Annotated in this window: 18 protein-coding genes and 1 tRNA gene; 14 read left to right on the top strand and 5 right to left on the bottom strand. The window is 68.1% G+C overall.

The window, feature by feature from the left end; translation table 11 throughout:
* Positions 1 to 64: 64 nt before the first annotated feature.
* Positions 65 to 2,092: a 3-hydroxyacyl-CoA dehydrogenase NAD-binding domain-containing protein gene (locus ASG07_RS06675; protein WP_055843638.1), complete on the bottom strand. Its 2,028-nt coding sequence runs from the start codon at positions 2,090 to 2,092 to the stop codon at positions 65 to 67.
* Positions 2,093 to 2,239: 147 nt separating this feature from the next.
* Here ASG07_RS06675 and ASG07_RS06670 point away from each other — a divergent pair, with 147 nt between their 5' ends.
* The 4 genes from ASG07_RS06670 to ASG07_RS06655 all read left to right on the top strand — a co-directional run bounded on the left by ASG07_RS06670 (position 2,240) and on the right by ASG07_RS06655 (position 6,824).
* Positions 2,240 to 3,973, top strand: coding sequence for a class I adenylate-forming enzyme family protein (locus ASG07_RS06670; protein WP_055843637.1), 1,734 nt, complete (start codon positions 2,240 to 2,242; stop codon positions 3,971 to 3,973).
* Positions 3,974 to 4,108: 135 nt separating this feature from the next.
* Positions 4,109 to 5,431: a glycosyltransferase family 39 protein gene (locus ASG07_RS06665; RefSeq protein WP_055843636.1), complete on the top strand. Its 1,323-nt coding sequence runs from the start codon at positions 4,109 to 4,111 to the stop codon at positions 5,429 to 5,431.
* A 69-nt stretch (positions 5,432 to 5,500) separates the two neighbouring features.
* Positions 5,501 to 6,679 (top strand): AI-2E family transporter, encoded by a 1,179-nt coding sequence (locus tag ASG07_RS06660; RefSeq protein ID WP_082474612.1) that lies wholly within the window; start codon positions 5,501 to 5,503, stop codon positions 6,677 to 6,679.
* Positions 6,680 to 6,747: 68 nt separating this feature from the next.
* Positions 6,748 to 6,824, top strand: a tRNA-Asp gene (locus tag ASG07_RS06655).
* Between the two features lie 60 nt (positions 6,825 to 6,884).
* Here ASG07_RS06655 and ASG07_RS06650 read toward each other — a convergent pair.
* The 4 genes from ASG07_RS06650 to ASG07_RS06635 all read right to left on the bottom strand — a co-directional run bounded on the left by ASG07_RS06650 (position 6,885) and on the right by ASG07_RS06635 (position 8,524).
* Positions 6,885 to 7,091, bottom strand: coding sequence for a DUF2842 domain-containing protein (locus ASG07_RS06650; RefSeq protein ID WP_055843635.1), 207 nt, complete (start codon positions 7,089 to 7,091; stop codon positions 6,885 to 6,887).
* A complete protein-coding gene (locus ASG07_RS06645; RefSeq protein WP_055843634.1) occupies positions 7,088 to 7,627 on the bottom strand; it encodes a 5-formyltetrahydrofolate cyclo-ligase in 540 nt (179 codons plus the stop codon). Before ASG07_RS06645 ends, ASG07_RS06650 begins: the two co-directional genes overlap by 4 nt.
* 401 nt (positions 7,628 to 8,028) lie before the next feature.
* On the bottom strand, positions 8,029 to 8,334 hold the full coding sequence (locus ASG07_RS06640; RefSeq protein ID WP_055843633.1) for a cell division protein ZapA: 306 nt from the start codon (positions 8,332 to 8,334) through the stop codon (positions 8,029 to 8,031).
* A gap of 1 nt (position 8,335) precedes the next feature.
* Positions 8,336 to 8,524, bottom strand: coding sequence for a hypothetical protein (locus ASG07_RS06635; protein ID WP_236694577.1), 189 nt, complete (start codon positions 8,522 to 8,524; stop codon positions 8,336 to 8,338).
* A gap of 211 nt (positions 8,525 to 8,735) precedes the next feature.
* On the opposite strand from ASG07_RS06635, the gene gap reads away from it, so the two are divergent.
* The 10 genes from gap to efp all read left to right on the top strand — a co-directional run bounded on the left by gap (position 8,736) and on the right by efp (position 16,445).
* Positions 8,736 to 9,746, top strand: a complete 1,011-nt coding sequence (gene gap / locus ASG07_RS06630) for a type I glyceraldehyde-3-phosphate dehydrogenase (RefSeq protein ID WP_055843631.1) — start codon at positions 8,736 to 8,738, stop codon at positions 9,744 to 9,746.
* 52 nt (positions 9,747 to 9,798) lie between these two features.
* Positions 9,799 to 10,209, top strand: coding sequence for an MOSC domain-containing protein (locus ASG07_RS06625; protein WP_082474610.1), 411 nt, complete (start codon positions 9,799 to 9,801; stop codon positions 10,207 to 10,209).
* Positions 10,206 to 11,396, top strand: coding sequence for a phosphoglycerate kinase (locus tag ASG07_RS06620; protein ID WP_055843629.1), 1,191 nt, complete (start codon positions 10,206 to 10,208; stop codon positions 11,394 to 11,396). Before ASG07_RS06625 ends, ASG07_RS06620 begins: the two co-directional genes overlap by 4 nt.
* A 478-nt stretch (positions 11,397 to 11,874) precedes the next feature.
* Positions 11,875 to 12,111, top strand: coding sequence for a type II toxin-antitoxin system RelB family antitoxin (relB, locus tag ASG07_RS06615; protein ID WP_055843628.1), 237 nt, complete (start codon positions 11,875 to 11,877; stop codon positions 12,109 to 12,111).
* Complete coding sequence (locus ASG07_RS06610) at positions 12,102 to 12,431, top strand: type II toxin-antitoxin system PemK/MazF family toxin (RefSeq protein ID WP_236694576.1); 330 nt, start codon at positions 12,102 to 12,104, stop codon at positions 12,429 to 12,431. Before relB ends, ASG07_RS06610 begins: the two co-directional genes overlap by 10 nt.
* 23 nt (positions 12,432 to 12,454) lie before the next feature.
* Complete coding sequence (locus tag ASG07_RS06605; protein ID WP_055843627.1) at positions 12,455 to 13,363, top strand: class I fructose-bisphosphate aldolase; 909 nt, start codon at positions 12,455 to 12,457, stop codon at positions 13,361 to 13,363.
* A 57-nt stretch (positions 13,364 to 13,420) separates the two neighbouring features.
* Positions 13,421 to 14,101, top strand: coding sequence for a thiamine phosphate synthase (thiE, locus tag ASG07_RS06600; RefSeq protein ID WP_055843626.1), 681 nt, complete (start codon positions 13,421 to 13,423; stop codon positions 14,099 to 14,101).
* A 123-nt stretch (positions 14,102 to 14,224) separates the two neighbouring features.
* A complete protein-coding gene (locus tag ASG07_RS06595; protein ID WP_055844003.1) occupies positions 14,225 to 15,235 on the top strand; it encodes a L,D-transpeptidase family protein in 1,011 nt (336 codons plus the stop codon).
* Between the two features lie 6 nt (positions 15,236 to 15,241).
* Positions 15,242 to 15,829 carry a M23 family metallopeptidase gene (locus tag ASG07_RS06590; protein WP_055843625.1) on the top strand — a complete coding sequence of 196 codons (588 nt, stop codon included), beginning with the start codon at positions 15,242 to 15,244 and terminating at the stop codon, positions 15,827 to 15,829.
* Between the two features lie 52 nt (positions 15,830 to 15,881).
* Entirely contained in the window at positions 15,882 to 16,445 is a 564-nt protein-coding gene (gene efp, locus ASG07_RS06585; protein WP_055843624.1) for an elongation factor P, read from the top strand.
* Positions 16,446 to 16,456: the final 11 nt, after the last annotated feature.

Raw genomic sequence — 16,456 nt, 5'->3', positions numbered from 1 at the left:
GAGCGGCCCGCCTGAGGAGCCGCCCCACCCCAACCCCTCCCCTGAAGGGGAGGGGCTTTGGCTTCTACTTCAGCCGTCCACCCGATGCCGCCGCGTCCTTCAGCGACCGGGCGACGGGGAAGTCATATCGCTCCAGCCCGGCGACGACCTTTGCCAAGCCTTCGGACTGCGCCCAGAACATCGGGCCGCCGCGGTAGACGGGCCAGCCGTAACCGTAGATCCAGACGACATCGACGTCGGACGCCCGCTGCGCCTTGCCCTCCTCAAGGATCAGCGCGCCTTCGTTGACCATCGTGTAGAGGGTGCGGGCGACGATCTCGTCCTCGGTGATCTCACGCGGGGTGACGCCCTCGCGCTTGCGGAAGTCGTCGATGATCTCGGCGACGCGGGCGCTGTTCGATGGCGTGCGCTTCTCGTCATAGTCGTAGAAGCCGGCCTTCGTCTTCTGCCCCCAGCGGTTCTCGGCGGCGAGCGCGTCGCGGATGTTCTCGATCCGGGTCGGGTCGCGGTGCCAGCCGATGTCGACGCCGGCGAGGTCGGCCATCTGGAACGGCCCCATCGGCATGCCGAACGCGACATGGACGCGGTCGATCTGCTCGGGCGTCGCGCCTTCGAGCAGCAGCTTGGTCGCCTCCACCTGACGCGGCATCAGCATGCGATTGCCGATGAAGCCGTAGGTGACCCCGGCGACGACCGCGACCTTCCGGATCTTCTTGGCGAGCGCCATGACCGTCGCCAGCACGTCGCCCGCAGTCTTCTCGCCGCGCACGACCTCCAGCAGCTTCATGACGTTGGCGGGAGAGAAGAAGTGCATGCCGACCACGTCCTGCGGACGCGAGGTGACGGCGGCGATCGCGTCGATGTCGAGATAGGAGGTGTTCGACGCGAGGATCGCGCCGGGCTTGGCGATGCCGTCCAGTTTCGTGAAGATCTCCTTCTTCACGTCCATATTCTCGTACACCGCCTCGATGATGAGGTCGCATTCGGCGAGATCGGCGAAGTCGAGGGTCGGCTTCAGCGCGGCCATCGCGGCTTCGACCTGCTCCGGCTTCATGCGGCCCTTGGCGGCGGTCGCCTCGTAATTCCTGCGCATCGTGCCGGTGCCGCGGTCGAGCGCCTCGGCCTGCATCTCGACGATCGTCACCGGGATACCGGCGGACAGGAAGTTCATCGAAATGCCGCCTCCCATCGTACCGGCCCCGATCACGCCGACGCGGGCGATCGGCCGCAGCGGGATGTCGGCGGGGACGTCGTCGATCTTCGACGCCTGACGCTCGGCGAAGAAGATGTGGCGTTGTGCGGCCGACTGGACGCCCATCATCAGGCGCATGAATTCCTGCCGTTCGAAGGCGATACCGTCGGCAAAGGAGGAACTGGTTGCCTTCTCGACGCAGGCGATGTTAGCGGCGGGGGCGTCGAAGCCGCGGAAGCGGCGGGCATTGTCCTTTTTGAAGGTGGCGACCGCATCGGCGTCGGCGGCGACCTCGCGCTCCGACGCGCGGGGGATCGGGCGCTTCGCCTTCACTTCGTTGGCAAAGGCGATGGCGTCCGCCTCCAGCGAGTCCTCGCCCGCCAGACGATCGATCAGGCCGGCGTCGAGCGCCTTCTTCGCCGAGATCGGATCGCCCTTGGCCGTCATCTCCAGCGCCAGTGCGAGACCGGCGAGGCGCGGCAGCCGCTGCGTGCCGCCCGCACCGGGGAGCAGGCCCAGCTTTACCTCGGGCGTGCCGAGCTTCGCCGAAGGTGCGGCGATCCGGTAGTGACAGCCGATCGCGACCTCGCACCCGCCGCCGAGCGCGGTGCCGTGGATCGCGGCGACGACGGGCTTGGACGACGCCTCGATCATGTCGACCAGCGTGGGCAGCAGTGGCTCGACCGGGGGTTTCCCGAATTCGGTGATGTCGGCGCCCGCGAAGAAGGTGCGGCCGTCGCACCGGATGACCATCGCGGCGATCGAGGCATCGGCGACGCCCTGCTTGATCGCGGCTTCCAGACCCGTCCGTACCGCCGCACCCAGCGCGTTCACGGGCGGATTGTCCGAGATGATGACGAGGATGTCGTCGTGGCGCTCGGTACGGATGGGCGAGGTCATGCACGTCTCCTGTGGATGGGCCGGCGTGTCGACGTTTCGCCATACCCTGAATTCTAATCGTTGCCCGCTCTATCGCCTTGAGCGGCGCGTGAATCAATCCTAAACCGCCGGACCCGATATTCGAGTTATTGATAAAGGACGCCTTGCATGGCCAGTCAGCCGACCATTTCCGTCGACCCGAACTGGCCCGCGATGCCCCTGACGCAGGCGAAGGCGATGCTGACCGCGCCGGGTGCCCCGTTCGAGATGGACGAGGTGGCGATTCGCGGCGTGCCGACGCGCATCTGGAAGAACGCGCCGCCGTCGCTGCCGTGGTTCATCGGCGCGTCGCGCGCGGCCGGCGAGCAGCTGTTCGTAATCCATGAGGACGAGCGGGTGACGTACGAGGCCAACCATCGGGCGGTGGTGGCGCTGGCCGCGTATCTGGGCGGGCTGGGCGTCGGACGTGGCGACCGGGTGGCGCTGGCGATGCGGAACCTGCCGGAATGGCCGGTGGCGTTCTTCGCGATCACGGCGCTGGGCGCGATCGCGGTGCCGCTCAACGCGTGGTGGACGGGCGCGGAACTGGAATATGGGCTGACCGATTCGGGGGCACGGGTGCTGATCGTCGACAACGAACGGCACGTGCGGCTGGCAGACCGCTATGCGGCGGCCCCGGCGCTGGAGCATGTGCTGGTCGCGCGCGCCTCGACGCCGCTGGACGGCATCGCGGCACGACTGGAGGATGCGATCGGGACGCCACACGACTGGGCGCGATTGCCGGATGCTCCGCTGCCCGATGTCGCGGTGGTGCCGGACGACGACGCGGCGATCTTCTACACCAGCGGGACGACGGGTGCGCCGAAAGGGGCGCTGGTCACGCACCGCAACCTGATGAGCAACGTCCTGTCGAACGGCTATTCGTCGGCGCGCAGCGCGTTGCGGCGGGGCGACATGCCGGTGCCGCCCAGCCCGAAAGTGCTGCTGACGGTGATACCGCTGTTCCACGTCACCGCCTGTTCCGCGGCGCTGATGCCGGCGATCGCGACGGGCAGCACGATGATCTTCCTGCGCAAATGGGACACGATCCGCGCGTTCGAGATCATCGAGCGCGAGCGCGTGAACGTCACCGGCGGCGTGCCGACGATCGCGTGGCAGTTGCTGGAGCATCCCGACCGCGCCCGCTACGACCTGTCGTCGCTGGAATCGATCGCTTACGGCGGGGCGCCGTCCGCGCCGGAACTGGTGAAGCGCATCCACGAGGAGCTGGGTGCGCTGCCCGGCAATGGCTGGGGCATGACCGAAACCTGCGCGACGCTGACGCATCATAGCGGCGAGGACTATCTGATGCGACCGGACAGCGCGGGGCCGCCGGTCGCGGTCGCGGACCTGAAGATCGTGGGCGACGACGGCGTCACGGAACTGCCGGTCGGCATGATCGGGGAGCTATGGGCGCGCGGGCCGATGATCGCGCGCGGGTACTGGAACCGGCCGGACGATAGCGCCGCGACCTTCGTCGACGGCTGGGTGCGGACGGGCGACCTCGCACGCGTCGACGAAGATGGCTTCCTGTTCATCGTCGACCGCGCCAAGGACATGGTGATCCGCGGCGGCGAGAACATCTATTCGGTGGAGGTGGAGAACGTCCTCTACGCGCATCCCGCCGTCACGGATTGCGCGCTGATCGGCATTCCTCACCGGACTCTGGGGGAGGAGCCGGCGGCGGTGGTCCATCTCTGCCCCGGGTGCGAGGCGACCGAGGCGGAGTTGCAGGATTGGGTGCGGGCACGGCTCGCCGGGTTCAAGGTGCCGGTGGCGATCCGCTTCGTGACGGACACCTTGCCGCGCAACGCCAATGGCAAGATCCTGAAATCCGAACTGAAAGCGATGTTCGCGGCCTGACCCCGGCCGACCTGTCCCGATCCCGGACATGGGGAGCACCGGTTAACCGGGGCCGGCGATCATGGCGCCGGTGGGGCGGCGTTAACCCCGCTTGTCGCTGGCGAGGCGGCGTCGTTCGTGGCTTTGATCGCGCCTATGACGGGATTTGCCGCACTTCTGGAGCGACGGCTGGGCGCGCGGTGGATCGTACCGTCGCTGTTCGTGCTGGCGATCGGGCTGAGGCTGGCGGTCGTGGTGGCGTTTCCGCAGACGCCCTCGTCGGACGGCGAATGGTATCTGGTGCGCGCGGCCGAGATGGCGCGCGGGATGGGGTATCGGGAGGCGGGGCATTCGACCGCGTTCTGGCCGGTCGGCTACCCGGCGTTGCTGGCGGCGAGCCTTTGGCTGTGCGGGCCGTCGCTGGCGGGGCCGATCGCGCTGAACCTGATCGCGGCGGCGGCGATCCTGGCGCTGGTGCTGCGTTGTGCGCGGCTGGTCGGGGCGGACGAAACGGGGGCGCGGCTTGCCGGGCTGCTCTATGCGATCTACCCGGCGCATATCGTCTATACCGGGGTCGCCACGTCGGAGGCGACGTCGACGGCCGTGACGATGGCGGCCTTCGTGCTGCTGGTCGGCGAGCGGCGGCGCAGCATCGCGTTGGTCGCGGCGGGGCTGTTGTTCGGCGTCGCGACGTTGATGCGGGCGCAGATGCTGATGTTCCCGGCCGGGCTGCTGATCGCGATGACGATCGTGTGGCGCGACTGGCGCTGGCGGGATGCTGCGAAGGCGGCGGTGATCGTGCATCTGGCGATGGCGGCGGTGGTGCTGCCGTGGACGGTTCGCAACTACCGCGCACTCGGAGCGGTCGTGCCGGTGTCCACCAATGGCGGCGTGTCGCTTTATTACGGCGCGAACCCGCACGCGACGGGCGGCTGGTATGCGTGGGAGCGGACGCCGGAGTGGGACCGCGTCGTCGGCATCCCCTACGGCGACCGCGTCGCGCGGCAGGTGGAGCTGGACCGGCGGTTCAAGGCGGCGGCGAAGGCGTGGATCGTCGCGCATCCGGCGGCATGGCTGGCGCTCGGCCCGACCAAGATCGCGCTGCTCTGGGCGAAGGACGGCGATGCGTTCTGGGGGCTGGACGGCAGCTATCCGGACGCGGGCCGCCTGTTGACGCTGGTGCGGGTGGCGGACCAGCTATTCTACATGACGATCCTCGCGCTGGCGCTGGCCGCTGTCGCGCTGGCGTTGCGGGCGCGATGGCGGGGCCGGGATGCGCCGATGCTGCTGATGGGCGCGATGCCGGCGTTCGCGACGCTGACGGCGTTCGGCTTCACCGGCCAGACGCGCTACCATTATCCCGCGATGCCGTTCGCGATCGTGGCGGCCGGCTGGATGCTGGCGATGCTCGTCCGGCGCGGGTCCCAAGCCCCTGACCCTCATCATATCGTCGATGGCGGAGCCGGCCAAACCGCGTAGAGTGCCACGATGGCCGATCGCGATACTCCCACCGACCTCGACGCTCTCTCCGACCTCGACGCTGGCGACATGGTGCCCGACGACGCCATGGGCATACCCGCCGGGGTGGGCGCGGACGACGCGCTGCGCATCGCGATGCGGCGCGACCGGCTGCTCGCCGCGCTGACGCTGACGGCGGGGGCGGGGCTGGCCTTCGCGCTGCCGTTCGCGCTGAAGGAGGGGGCGGAGTTCTTCCTGCCGCTGACGACGGCGCTGGTCATCGCGGTGGCGCTGGTGCCGCTGCTGGAATGGCTGGAGCGGCGGCGGGTGCCGTCGCCGATCGCGGCGATCATCTGCCTGCTGCTGTTCCTGATCGCCGCCAATGTCGCGATCGCGGCGATCGTGGTGCCCGCGACCGATTTCTTCCGGCTGCTGCCGACGCGGCTCGACCGGATACAGGACAATCTCCAGCCGCTGTTCGACCTGTATTCGAACCTCGAAGCCTATGTGAACAAGACGCTGCGCCAGATCGCCTCGACGCCGATCAAGCGGTCGCCCACCGCCGCTGTCGCGCCGCCCAGCTCGATCCTGGAGCTGGCCGCGACCTCGGCCCCTGCCGTCATCGTGCAGTTCCTGTTCGCGGTGCTCATCATCTTCTTCTTCCTGTCCGGCTGGACGCGGATGCGGCAGCAGACGATCACCGGGCGGACCAGCTTCGACGGGGCGATGGCGACCGCACGCGTCATTCAGGACGTGGTCGACGACGTGTCCGCCTATCTGGGCACGATCACCGCGATCAACGTCGTGCTGGGCATCGTGACGGGGCTGGCGCTGTACTTCATCGGCATGCCCTATCCCGCGATGTGGGGCGGGATCGTCGCGCTGCTCAACTACATCCCGTATTTCGGGCCGGTGATCGGCGCGTTCCTGCTCGCGCTGGGCGGGCTGATGACGTTTTCGGACATCTGGATGGCGCTGCTGCCGCCCGCGCTGATGTACGGGCTGCATCTGGTGGAGGCGAACGCGATCACGCCGTTCATCGTCGGCCACCGCCTGACGATCAGCCCGCTGCTGATCCTGATCTCGCTTAGCTTCTGGGGATGGGTGTGGGGCACGCTCGGCGCGCTGCTGGCGGTGCCGCTGCTCATCATCATCCAGACGGTGCTTCAGGCCGCCGGCAAGCCCGATATCGCGGGCTTCCTGTTCGAACACGGTACGCTGGTGCAGCAGCGTCGCAGCCGGCGGAAAGGACCCGATCGGGAGGGCTGACGCGAATTCGTCAAAAAGGTCGTTGACAGGGTGGGGCCCCCCGCCTAGTTGGCCGGCCTCGCTTCCAAGCGGGTGTAGCTCAGTTGGTTAGAGCGCCGGCCTGTCACGCCGGAGGTCGCGGGTTCGAGCCCCGTCACTCGCGCCACTTCCCTGATGGGAATGGCGTATTGTTCGAGGTGTCTACCGCCACATCGCTGAACGGGCATCACCGCCAGCGGCCGGTTTCCATCCACAGCAGCAGCGGCTTCATCGGCGCGATCCAGACGATGCCGGTGAAGACGTAGAACGCCAGTTGCAGCGTCCAGTGCCACGCGCCGACCGTCTGCGACAGGCTGGCGACGACGACCGCCCAGACGGCAATCAGGGCGAGGATGGCGAAGATGCCTGCGGGTTTGCGCCAGCTTGGGGTCATGGGGCGGGAACGATCCATTCGATATCGGTGGCGATGGCGTGGAGCGGAACGTCCCACGGGTCGGGCACCAGCCTATCGACCTCCTGCACCGCCAGCGCCAGCCCCACTCGCCACGCCCCCGGACAGGCGGCGAAGGCGCGGTCGTAATGGCCGGCTCCCTGTCCGATGCGATTGCCGTACCGGTCGAAGCCGACCAGTGGCGTCAGGATGATGTCGGGAGTTAGCAACTGCGCGCTCCGGGGCGGCTGCGACAAGCCGAACGGGCCGGCGGCGAGTGCGACTTCGGCGTCCCACGCCAGAAACCGGATCGGGGTTTCGCGATCGACGACATGGGGCAGGGCGAGGATGCAGCCGGCGCGTGCGGCGGCAGCGACGAAGGGTGCGGGGTCGGCCTCGCTGCCCACGGGGATATAGCTGGCAACGACCACGCCGGGCGTCAGGTGATCGCAAAAGGCCGGGGGCACGGGCAGCACCACCGGCGGGGCGGCGGCGCGACGGGCTCGCAACGCGGCACGAAGCTGGCGCTTGTCGGTCATGCCGGATCGGGCAGGGTGGCGGGACCGCCGTGGCCGTGTGCTGGTTTATCCACTGACGCACGGTACGTCAGGTGGGAACCATATACGTCGGACCAGGGTCCGGGCAGGGACAGTTCCCTATGGATGATGAATAGCCTCAGGGATAATATAGGCTCGTACCGGGCAGAACCCGCCGACCCCTATTTAGGGTGTGTGCGGGATGGCGGCAATGGGGTTTGCACGGGTCGGTAGTTTCCGATCCCCTCGCGCCACCACGGCGTTCGCCGGGGTGGACTGTGTCGCATTCACCTGTGCTCCCCGGAGTGTTGTATGCAGCGCGAAGGCGCTGGACCACCGTCGTCGCGCGGGAGCGGGCGTAGCTACCTCGCGAACCGGATCAGCAGTGCGGCCCCCGAACACCGTCACCCGATCTGCGGGGATCGTTCCAGCGCGTCGGCCAGATCCTCCAGCCTGTCGGCGATGCGGAGCAGCGCGGGTTCGCTGACGGCGGCGCCCGCGGGGGGACGGTTCTGCGATTCGTCGAGCGCGTCGGCGAGCATCAGCGACACCAGCAGGAACGCGCGCTCGGCACTGCCGCCGGAGGCACGGTCGGCGGCGGCCCAGCGTTCGTCGATCATGCGGCCGAGCATCTGGACGCGGGCCTCGCCGCCGTCGCGGGTGGCGATCTGGTGGGGGCGGCCGCCGATGTTGAGCGTCACGTTGGCCATATCAGCGCGTCGCCCCGCGCGCGATCACGTCGTCCAGCGCGGACACCGCCTCCGCCATCCGCGCCTTCAGCGCGGCGTGGCGACGGGACAGGGCGTCGCCACTGGCGGCGCGCGCGGCGACCGCCGCCTCGATCCGGGCGATCGCGCGATCGATCCGCTCGGCGGCCGTATCGGAAGGATTGTCACTCATATCCGGTCGATTAGGCTTACCCATGTTGCGCGGCAAGACGCTTCACCCGAGCGCGCGGGCGGACCGGCGCAGGCGCATAAACGTGCGTGGCGGTTGACGCCGCTGGCGCGGACCCGCAAAGGCACGCGCAAGTTGTTCAGGCGAGTTCGTCAGGCCCCGGTTCGACCGCTTCGGTCACGCTGCGCGGCCCCCAATCCAAGGAGCAGGTGCGATGACGGTGAAGGTTGCGATCAACGGTTTCGGGCGCATCGGCCGCCTCGTGGCGCGCGCGATCATGGAACGCGGCGCGGGCGATCTGGAACTGGTGGCGATCAACGATCTGGCGGACGCCAAGTCGAACGCGTGGCTGTTCAGCCGCGACAGCGTCCACGGCCGTTATCCGGGTGAGGTGTCGGCGGACGGCGACGACATCGTCATCGATGGCAAGCGCATCCGCGTGACCGCCGAGCGCGATCCGGCGAACCTGCCCCACGCCGAGCTGGGCGTCGAACTGGTGCTGGAATGCACGGGCTTCTTCACCGACAAGGCGTCGTGCCAGAAGCATATCGATGCGGGCGCGAAGAAGGTGCTGATCTCCGCTCCGGGCAAGAATGTCGACCTGACCGTCGTGTTCGGCGTCAACGACGACAAGCTGACCGCCGATCACACGATCGTGTCGAACGCGAGCTGCACGACCAATTGCCTCGCGCCCGTCGCCAAGGTGCTGAACGACGCGATCGGCATCGAGCGCGGGCTGATGACGACGGTCCACGCCTATACCAACGACCAGAAGATCCTCGACCAGATCCACCCGGACCTGCGCCGCGCGCGCGCCGCGGCGATGAGCATGATCCCGACCACGACCGGCGCGGCGCGCGCGGTGGGCGAGGTCCTGCCGGAGCTGAAGGGCAAGCTGGACGGCTCCGCGATCCGCGTGCCGGTGCCGGACGTCAGCCTGGTCGACCTGACCTTCACGCCGGCCCGCGACACGACCCGCGACGAGGTCAACGCGATCCTGAAGGCGGCGTCGGAATCCGGTCCGCTGAAGGGCGTGCTGGTCTATTCGGACGAGCCGCTCGTCTCGATCGACCTGATGCACACGCCGCAATCCTCGACGGTCGACAGCCTGGAGACGGCGGTGATCGACGGCAAGCTGGTGCGTGTCGTCAGCTGGTACGACAACGAATGGGGCTTCTCCAACCGCATGGTCGACACCGCGACGGCGATGGCGCGGTTCATCTGAGGTGAGTGGCCGGATCGCCGGCATCGCGCGCCACGGGCGACCCAAGGGGCCGATGGAAAGCATCGACCATGCCGAGGTGTCGCTCGACGGCGGCATCGCCGGCGATTTCCGTGGGGCGCGCAAGCCCGGTGGGCTGGGCCGGCGTCAGGTGACGTTGATGGAAGCGGGCGACTGGGACCTCGCGATGGCGGAAGTCGGTCGCACGATTCCGTGGTTCGAACGGCGCGCGAACCTGCTGGTCGAGGGGCTGGACCTGCCGCAGACGGCGGGCGTCCGGCTTTTGATCGGCGCGGACGTGGTGCTGGAAATCACGCGGGAGACCGACCCGTGCGAGCGGATGGAGGCGCTGGCCCCCGGCCTTCGCGCCGCACTGACGCCGGATTGGCGCGGGGGTGCGTGCACGCGTGTTCTGGCCGGCGGCAGGATCGCTGTCGGTGATCTCATCAGGATCGAGGAATCATGAGCAAGCCGTTCAAAACGCTGGATGATCTGGGCGACATTCAGGGCCGGCGCGTGCTGGTGCGCGAGGATCTGAACGTGCCGATGGCGGACGGTCAGGTGACCGACGACACGCGGCTGCGGGCGACGCTGGCGACCGTGACCGAGCTGGCCGATCGCGGTGCGATCGTGCTGGTTCTGGCGCATTTCGGGCGACCCGGGGGGCAGCGGAATCCGGAGATGTCGCTGGCGCTGGTGACGCGGCCGTACGCGCAGGTGCTGGGGCGGCCGGTGCGCTTCATCGACTGGGACGGGGCCGAGGATGCGGTCGCGACGATGCAGCCGGGCGAGATCGCGGTGATGGAGAATACCCGTTTCTTCGCGGGCGAAGAGACGAACGATCCTGAACTCGTGGCGCGGATCGCGGCGGTGGGCGACGCGTACGTGAACGACGCCTTTTCCGCCGCGCACCGCGCGCACGCCTCGACCGAGGGGCTGGCACGGGCGTTGCCGGCCTATGCCGGACGCGCGATGGAGGCGGAACTCGATGCGCTGGAGAAGGCGCTGGGTAACCCTGACCACCCGGTCGCCGCCGTCGTCGGCGGTGCGAAGGTATCCAGCAAGCTCGACGTGCTGAAGCATCTCGTCACGCGCGTCGATCACCTCATCATCGGCGGCGGCATGGCAAACACGTTCCTCGCGGCACGTGGCATCGATGTCGGCAAGTCGCTGTGCGAGCATGAACTGGCGGCGACCTGCGAAGAGATCATGACGGCGGCGGACGGCGCGAATTGCACCGTGCATCTGCCCTATGACGTGGTGGTCGCAACGGAATTCCGCGCCGATCCGCCGACGCGGACGGTCAACGTGCATGAGGTCGCGGCGGACGAGATGATCCTCGACGTCGGCCCGGCGGCGGTCGAGGCGCTGGGCGACGTGCTGAAGAATTGCCGGACTTTGGTGTGGAACGGTCCGCTGGGTGCGTTCGAGACGCCGCCGTTCGACACCGCGACCGTCGCGCTGGCGAAGACCGCGGCGGCGTTGACCAGGGACGGGTCGCTGGTGTCGGTGGCAGGTGGCGGCGATACGGTCGCGGCGCTGAACCACGCGGGCGTGGCCGGCGACTTCACGTTCGTCTCCACGGCCGGTGGCGCTTTCCTGGAGTGGATGGAAGGCAAGACCCTGCCCGGCGTGGCCGCGCTCTATCGTTGATGGCGGAGCGCCGCCGGGTTCGGGCCGGCGGCGGTTCGTCGAGTAGCGGAATGATGATCGCGTTCAGGTCGGCGAGGTCCCATGCCCCCGCCTTGGCGAAGCGGATGAGCTTTCACGCCGTGTGACCGGAGTCGGCGGTAACAGCCTTCGAAGAAAGGCAATTCGGCCCGACACGCGGTACACAGGTCGCCGGCAGATCGATGACGATGGCCAGGCCGCGCAGGTCGGCGGGCCAACCTTCCCGCTGCCCACCAGCGTCAGCTCGACAGCGGGGCGGCGTGCCCGCGTTCGGGCTAGCCGCCGTGGCCGCCTGCGCCACGGCCGCGACAGGCAGCACTCATCTCCTCGTGGACCGTCGCATCGGACATCTTCGCCGCACCGGCATGGCCGTCCGGAAGGGAGGCGCCGACCGCGCGGGAAGTGTGTTGAGGTAATCCGCGAACCTTGCTATGTTTAACATGTTAAACGGAGGCTCGTAGTGCTCGGCGTCAGGCTCGACTCGGAACTGGAGGAACGGCTCGCCGCGGTCGCGCGGACGCAGGGGCGCAGCAAGAGCGACATCGCGCGCGAGGCGGTTCGCCGGTATGTCGACCTGCACGACGAGGCGTACCGGCGGGAGGCGCGGCGGCAATCGCTGCGCGCATCGAGGCGCGACGTTGCGGGCGACTATGCGTTCTGGGACGGCATCGCGCGCGAGGATGCGGCGTGGAGTTGATCCGCGGCGCAATCGTGCTGATCGGTGGACCGGACGCGGCGTCCGGCGCGCGACCGGGTGTCGTCGTTCAGGCCGAGTTGTTCAACGAGTCGCATGCCACGATCACGCTCTGTCCGTTGACCGATGTCGTGGGTGGCGAGGCGCTGTTCCGTGTCGCCATCTCTCCGCAGGAACATACCGGCCTAACCGTCGAATGCGAGGTGCAGGTCGATCGCATCACCTCGGTCCAGCGTCATCGCATCGTCAAAGTGATCGGCCATGCCTCCGCAACCCGGATGGAACAGGTCGATCAGGCACTACGTCGCTGGCTTACCCTTTAGAAACAAGCTGATAGGAAACGACCATGACTCCCGCAGTGAAGACGATCCTCGACAAATACGAAGGTACCAGCCCCGCCGTGAAGGCGAACCTCGCCCGCATCCTGATGCAGGGCAAGCTGGGCGGCACCGGCAAGCTGGTGATCCTGCCCGTCGATCAGGGCTTCGAACACGGCCCGGCGCGGTCGTTCGCGATCAATCCGGCGGCGTACGACCCGCATTACCACTATCAGCTGGCGATCGATGCGGGGCTGTCGGCCTATGCCGCGCCGCTGGGGATGCTGGAGGCGGGGGCGGATACGTTCGCCGGCCGCATCCCGACGATCCTGAAGGTCAACAGCTCGAACAGCTGGGCAACCTCGATCTCGCAGGCGCAGACGGGCAGCGTCGAGGACGCGTTGCGGCTCGGCTGCGCCGCGATCGGCTTCACCATCTATCCGGGGTCGGACGGGATCTTCGACGCGATGGAGCAGATCCGGGCCCTGCGCGAGGAGGCCGCGGCGGCCGGCATTGCGACGGTGATCTGGAGCTATCCGCGCGGCGGCGAACTGTCCAAGGCGGGCGAACTGGCGCTGGATGTCGGCGCCTATGCCGCGCACATGGCGGCGCTGCTCGGCGCGCACATTATCAAGGTGAAGTTGCCGACCGACCATATCGAGCAGAAGGATGCCGTGAAGAGCTACGAGGGCACCGACTGGTCGAAGCAGGCGGACCGGGTGAAGCACGTCGTCCGGTCGAGCTTCGCGGGACGGCGGATCGTCGTGTTCTCCGGCGGCGCGTCCAAGGGATCCGACGCGGTGTATCAGGACGCGCGCGACATTCTGGCGGGCGGTGGCAACGGCTCGATCATCGGTCGCAACACTTTCCAGCGGCCGCGCGACGAGGCGCTGGCGATGCTCGACAAGATCGTCTCGATCTACAAGGGCGAGGAATAGTCGCGACAAGCGACGGCCGGACTGGAGCGGAGCGCGGCGAGCGGGTACGGGCGGGGAATGACTGACGATCCTCTCGGCCCGCTCGACCCCGATTTCGCCGTATCCTTCACCCGCGACCAGCGCCGGCCGCCGTGCCAATTGTATCTGGTGTCGCCGCTGGAGGTGGACGGCGACTTCCCCGACCGGCTGGCGCGGGCGCTGGACGCAGGTCCGGTGGCGGCGTTCCAGTTCCGGGTGAAGGACGTCGACCAGCATATCGCGGCGAAGCTGGCCGAGCCGCTGCAACGGCTATGCGCGGACCGGGAAGTGGCGTTCATCGTCAACGATTCGATCGCGCTGGCGAAGCGGCTGGGTGCGGACGGCGTGCATCTGGGGCAGGACGACGGTGACCCGCGCGAGGCGCGGGATGCGCTGGGGCCGACCGCGCAGATTGGCGTGACCTGCCACGACAGCCGGCATCTGGCGATGGAAGCGGGGGAGGCGGGGGCCGACTATGTCGCGTTCGGCGCCTTTTACCCGACGACCACCAAAGCGGTGAAGCATCGCCCGGAACCGGTGATCCTGTCCTGGTGGTCGGCGGTGTTCGAGCTGCCCTCAGTGGCGATCGGCGGCATCACGCCGGCGAATGCCGCGCCGCTGGTCGCGGCGGGGGCGGATTTCCTCGCCGTGTGCGGATCGGTGTGGAACGGGGACGAGGCGGCTGCGGTCCGGGCGTTCGCCGAGGTTCTGGCCAAGTAGTAGGTTCGTCGCCGTCATGCCGGGCCGGTCGGGCGTGACGAGGGTGGTTTGCAGGCCGACCATGGAAACATCCGGCGTCCTGTTCCGTTCGTACCCCAAGCGTAACGGTTCAGGAGTGGGATGATGAAGGCGATCTTGGCGGCGGTTCTCGTTAGCGGCGCAGCGATATCCGCGGCGGCCCAGACCCCCCCGGCCCAAGCTCCGGCCCCGAATCCCGCGGTCGATCTCGACATCCTACGGGTGCAGGTCATCCTCGATCATCTCGGCTTCGGACCCGGCGTGCTGGACGGGCGCGGCGGCATCGCGCTGGTCAACGCGCTGAAGGGCTTTCAGGAATCGCGTGGGTTGCCGGTGACGGGCAAGACCGATGCCGCGACGGTGCAGGCGCTGTCGGCCTACCGCAATGCACGGCCGACCGTCACGCTGCCGCTGAGCCGGGCGGCGCTGACCGGGCCGTTCATCGACCCGCTGCCGAAGGATTACGCGGTCCAGGCGAAGCTGCCGACGATCGGCTACCGGTCGCCGATGGAGAAGCTGGCGGAGATGTTCCACACCACGCCCGCGGTCATCATGGCGCTGAATTCGCCGCAGACGATGCTGACGGTGGGGACGAAAGTCGTATTCCCCAACGCGCTGCCGTCCAGCCGCCAGTACGATCCCAAGCTGACCGACGAATGGCGCGCGACGCTGAACATGCTCAACGTCGACGCGAACCAGCCGCAGGCGGACCACATCGTCGTCGACAAGTCCGACGGCGTGCTGCGCGTGATGGACAAGGACGACAAACTGATCGCGCAGTTCACCGCGACGATGGGGTCGGAGCATGATCCGCTGCCGCTGGGCAACTGGACGATCAAGGGCGCGGATTACAACCCGAAGTTTCACTACAACCCGGCGCTGTTCTGGGACGCCAAGAAAGGCGACGACAAGGAGTTGCTGCCGCCGGGACCGAACGGACCGGTCGGCGTCGTGTGGCTGGATCTGTCGAAGGACCATTACGGCATCCACGGCACGCCCAATCCGGAGACGATCGGGCGCGCCGAAAGCCATGGCTGCATCCGCCTGACCAACTGGGATGGGGCGCGGCTGTCGGTGATGGTCAAGCCGGGGACGAAGGCGGTGTTCCGGGCGTAATCGCGGATGTCGCGGGTCGGGTGGGTCGTTCTGGCGCTGATCGTGCTGGGCACGCTGGCGTTCGGATCGATGCTGTCGTTCGGGTCCGGCGGCGGCCGGACGGTTCGCGAGCGGGTCGCACAGGTCTTACCGTTCGGACGCAGGCAGCCGGGCAGGTTGGTTGTGCCGGTCGCGGGTGTCCCGCGCGGCGCGATCGCCGACAGCTTCGGCGATGCGCGCGGTGGCGGCACGCGCGGGCATCATGGCACCGACATCATGGCGCCGGGCGGCACACCCGTGCTGGCGGCGGCGGACGGCACCGTCGAGAAGCTGTTCGAGAGCAGGCTGGGCGGCACGACGCTGTACGTTCGCTCGCCCGACCGGCGCTGGGTCTATTACTACGCGCATCTGTCGGGCTACGCTCCCGACATCGCGGAGGGCCGGCGGGTAAGGGCGGGGGACCCGGTCGCGTTCGTGGGCGATACGGGCGATGCCGGGCCGGGCAATTATCACCTCCATTTCGGTATCCAGCGCATGGCCGCGGGGGAGCGGTGGTGGCAGGGCGAGGACGTCAACCCCTACCCCCTGCTTGCCGGATCGGGCTCGCCTCGCTAGATCGCGGGGTACGGAGGCACGGCTTCCAGGCTCTTTCCAGTAGGTCTATCCCATGAAGATCAGCGGCGTGGACATCCGTCCCGGCAATATCATCGAGTATGAAGGCGGCATCTGGCGCGCCGTGAAGATTCAGCACACCCAGCCCGGCAAGGGCGGCGCGTATATGCAGGTCGAGCTGAAGAACCTGATCGACGGGCGCAAGAACAACGTGCGCTTCCGCTCCGCCGAGACGGTCGAGCGCGTGCGGCTGGATACGAAGGACTTCCAGTTCCTGTTCAAGGACGGCGAGGCGCTAACCTTCATGGACAAGGACAATTACGAGCAGATCACGCTCGACGCCGGCATCCTGGGCGACGCCGCGGCGTTCCTTCAGGACGGGATGGACGTGGTCCTCGAACTGTACGACGAGCGGCCGATCTCCGTCGAGCTGCCGTCGACGATCGAGGCGACGATCGTCGAGGCGGACGCGGTGGTGAAGGGGCAGACCGCCTCGTCCAGCTACAAGCCCGCGATCCTCGACAACGGCGTCCGCATCATGGTGCCGCCGCATATCGCCGCAGGGACGCGGATCGTGGTCGACGTGTACGAGCAGACCTACGTGCGGCGCGCGGAGTGACACGGACAGCG

This window comes from Sphingomonas sp. Leaf343 (assembly GCF_001423765.1).
GTDB lineage: Bacteria > Pseudomonadota > Alphaproteobacteria > Sphingomonadales > Sphingomonadaceae > Sphingomonas.
Note: the sequence above shows the minus strand (reverse complement) of the source record. Positions and strands in the feature narration are given on the sequence as shown.